Source organism: Microbacterium sp. B19 (assembly GCF_000333395.1).
GTDB lineage: Bacteria > Actinomycetota > Actinomycetes > Actinomycetales > Microbacteriaceae > Microbacterium.
The window spans coordinates 1-3,064 of record NZ_BADA01000101.1; the positions used below are offsets into that span (position 1 = coordinate 1).

At 70.0% G+C, this 3,064-nt stretch carries 2 protein-coding genes; both read left to right on the forward strand.

Annotated elements, in window-relative coordinates; translation table 11 throughout:
- Nucleotides 1–1,070: APC family permease (locus I5G_RS20375; protein WP_022877821.1), on the forward strand; the 1,070-nt coding region annotated here is incomplete at its 5' end.
- 38 nt (nucleotides 1,071–1,108) lie between these two features.
- On the forward strand, nucleotides 1,109–2,830 hold the full coding sequence (locus I5G_RS20380; RefSeq protein ID WP_022877822.1) for a primary-amine oxidase: 1,722 nt from the start codon (nucleotides 1,109–1,111) through the stop codon (nucleotides 2,828–2,830).
- The last annotated feature ends 234 nt before the right edge of the window (nucleotides 2,831–3,064 follow it).

Consider the following 3,064-nt stretch of genomic DNA (forward strand, 5'->3'; position numbering starts at 1 on the left):
CCGACCTCGCGTGGTGGCTGTACGCACTGCCCACCGTGGGGCTCGTCGGCATCCTGGGCTACCGCCACATCGACCTCTCGAGCAAGGTGCTCGGCGTGCTGCTGGTCGCCGAGGTCGCCATCGTGCTCGTGCTCGTCGCCGCGGTCGTCGTCAACGGCGGACCCGAGGGCCTGAGCCTCGCGCCGTTCGAGCCTGCCAACGTCTTCAGCGGCTCGCCCGGTGTGGGGCTGATGTTCGCGATCGCCGCGTTCATCGGGTTCGAGGCCACGGCGATCTTCCGCGACGAAGCCCGCGACCCCGACCGCACCATCCCGCGCGCGACCTACGGCGCGGTCATCGGCATCGGCATCTTCTACACGCTCGCGACGTGGGGCCTGATCATGGCGTGGGGTCCCGGCGGCATCATGGCCGCAGCGGCGGAGAACCCGGCGACGCTGATGCTCCGCACCGTCGCGATCTACCTCGGCACGGTCGGCGAGGTGCTCGTGAACGTCCTGCTGCTGACGTCGATGTTCGCGTGCGTGCTGTCGTTCCACAACGTCCTCACCCGGTACCAGCACGCGATGTCCACCGCGGGGGTCCTGCCCGAGCGCCTGTCCGGCGTGCACTCCCGCCACCTGTCCCCGCACGCGTCGTCGCTCGTGCAGACCGCGACCGCCGGCATCCTGCTCGCCGTCTTCGCGCTCCTCGGGCTCGACCCGCTGCTGCAGGTGTTCACGTGGCTGTCCGGGGTAGCGACCGTCGCGATCGTGGTGCTGATGGCCGCCACCTCGGTCGCCGTGATCGTGTACTTCGCCCGCAACCGCGCCGACCGCCGTCCCTGGAACACCGTGATCGCCCCCGCCCTCGGCTTCCTCGGGCTCGCGGTGTCCGCCGTCGTGATCGTGGCGTACTTCCCGGTCATGGTCGGCGACGTCGATGCCGACGGCGCACCGACGTTCGGCGCGGTGACCTGGGCGCTCCTCGCCCTCGTCGTGCTCGTCCCGGTGTTCGGCTACGTCCAGGCCGCCTGGATCCGTCGCCGCCGCCCGGCCGCCTACGCAAAGCTCACCGACGCCATCGCCGGCTGATCCCTCCCCCTCCCCACCCGCTCCATCAGGAAGACACCATGACCCTCACCGATCCCACCGTCTCCGACTTCACCGCCCCCGCGGCGCCCGCCCACCCGCTCGGCTCGCTGACCCCCGCCGAGATCACCGCCGTCCGCACGATCGTCGCGGGCCTCGACGGCGTCGACGAGGCGACCCGCTTCGCCTACGTCGGCCTCGAAGAGGCACCGAAGGGCGAGGTCCTGGCCTGGGAGCGGGGCGAAGCGCCCGCCCCCGAGCGGCGCGCCCGCGTGCAGCTGCTGAACCTGCGCACCGCGCACTCCCTCGACCTCGTGGTATCGCTCGCCACCGGCGCGGTACTCCGCTCCACCGAGCTCGACGGTTCGGAGGGACAGCTCCCGATCCTGGATGCCGAGTTCGAAGAGGTGGCCGTCATCGCGAACGAGAGCGCCGCGTGGGTCGCCGCGCTCGAGGCGCGCGGGCTGTCGCCCGAGCAGGTGGTGCTCGTCCCGCTGTCGGCGGGTCACTACGGGTACGAAAACGAGGTGGGCCGTCGCATCCTGCGCACCTTCGCGTTCCGCCAGGACCACCCCGCCGACCACCCGTGGGCGCACCCCGTCGACGGCCTCACGGCCTACATCGACGTCGCCGCGCGCCAGGTGATCGAGATCATCGACACCCCCGGCTTCACGGTTCCGGAGACCCACGGCAACTTCGACGACCCCGAACTGCAGGGGCCGCCGCTGGAAGGCCTGAAGCCCATCGTCATCACGCAGCCCGAGGGGTCGAGCTTCACCGTCGACGACGAGCACGTCACGTGGGGCGAGTGGGATCTCCGCATCGGCTTCGACACCCGCGAGGGGCTCATCCTCCGCCAGCTGTCGTTCGCCGGTCGCCCGGTGATGTACCGCGGGTCCATCAGCGAGATGGTCGTCCCGTACGCCGACCCCGCGCCGAACCGCTTCTGGCAGAACTACTTCGACACCGGCGAGTACCTGTTCGGCCGGTACACGAACGAGCTCGAGCTCGGCTGCGACTGCGTCGGCGACATCACGTACGTGGATGCCATCCTCTCCGACGAGAACGGGATGCCGCGGACCATCCGCAACGCCGTGTGCATGCACGAGGAGGACTTCGGCTCCCTGTGGAAGCACACCGACCTCTTCACGGGGTCGAGCGAGGTGCGTCGAGCCCGCCGGCTCGTGATCTCGTTCTTCACCACCGTCGGCAACTACGACTACGGCTTCTACTGGTACCTCTACCTCGACGGCACCATCGAGTGCGAGGCCAAGCTCACCGGCATCCTGTTCACCTCCGCCTACCCGGGCGAGGGCTACCCGTTCGCGTCCGAGGTCGCGCCGGGCCTGGGCGCGCCGTACCACCAGCACCTGTTCTCGGCGCGGCTCGACATGACCGTGGACGGCGTCGCGAACGTCGTCAACGAGATCGACGCGGTGCGGCTGCCGATCTCGGCGACCAACCCGGCCGGCAACGCGTTCACGAAGAAGGTCACGCCGATCGCCTCGGAGAAGGTGTCGGGACGCGTCGCCGACGGCGCGGTCAACCGCGTGTGGCAGATCGCCTCGACCGAGAAGACCACCGAGCGCGGGCAGGCGACGTCGTACGTCCTCTTCCCGACGGAGACGCCGGTCCTCCTGGCTGACGAAGCCTCGTCGATCGCCGCGCGCGCGGCCTTCGCGACCAAGAACCGCCGGCGCCTCGACCAGGAATTCGGGGTTCGGCACGATCGTGCCGCTCAGAACCACCGTCGAAGTGAGTGACCGCCTCTCCACCTGGGCCATGGCCGGCGGCGCCTCGACTCCTCGGTCAGGATTCGCGGCCTGCTGCGCGGTGCATGCCGTCGTACATCCGCCGACGACGGCAGCTGTGACGAGCGCGGCGGCGAATCGAGCCCGCGTCATGCCGGGGCATTGGCACTGATATCGGCTTGGATCTGCGAGGCGTCGCCGAGTTCAGCCGCCTTCCAATGCGCCTCAAACGGGACCTGCATGCTG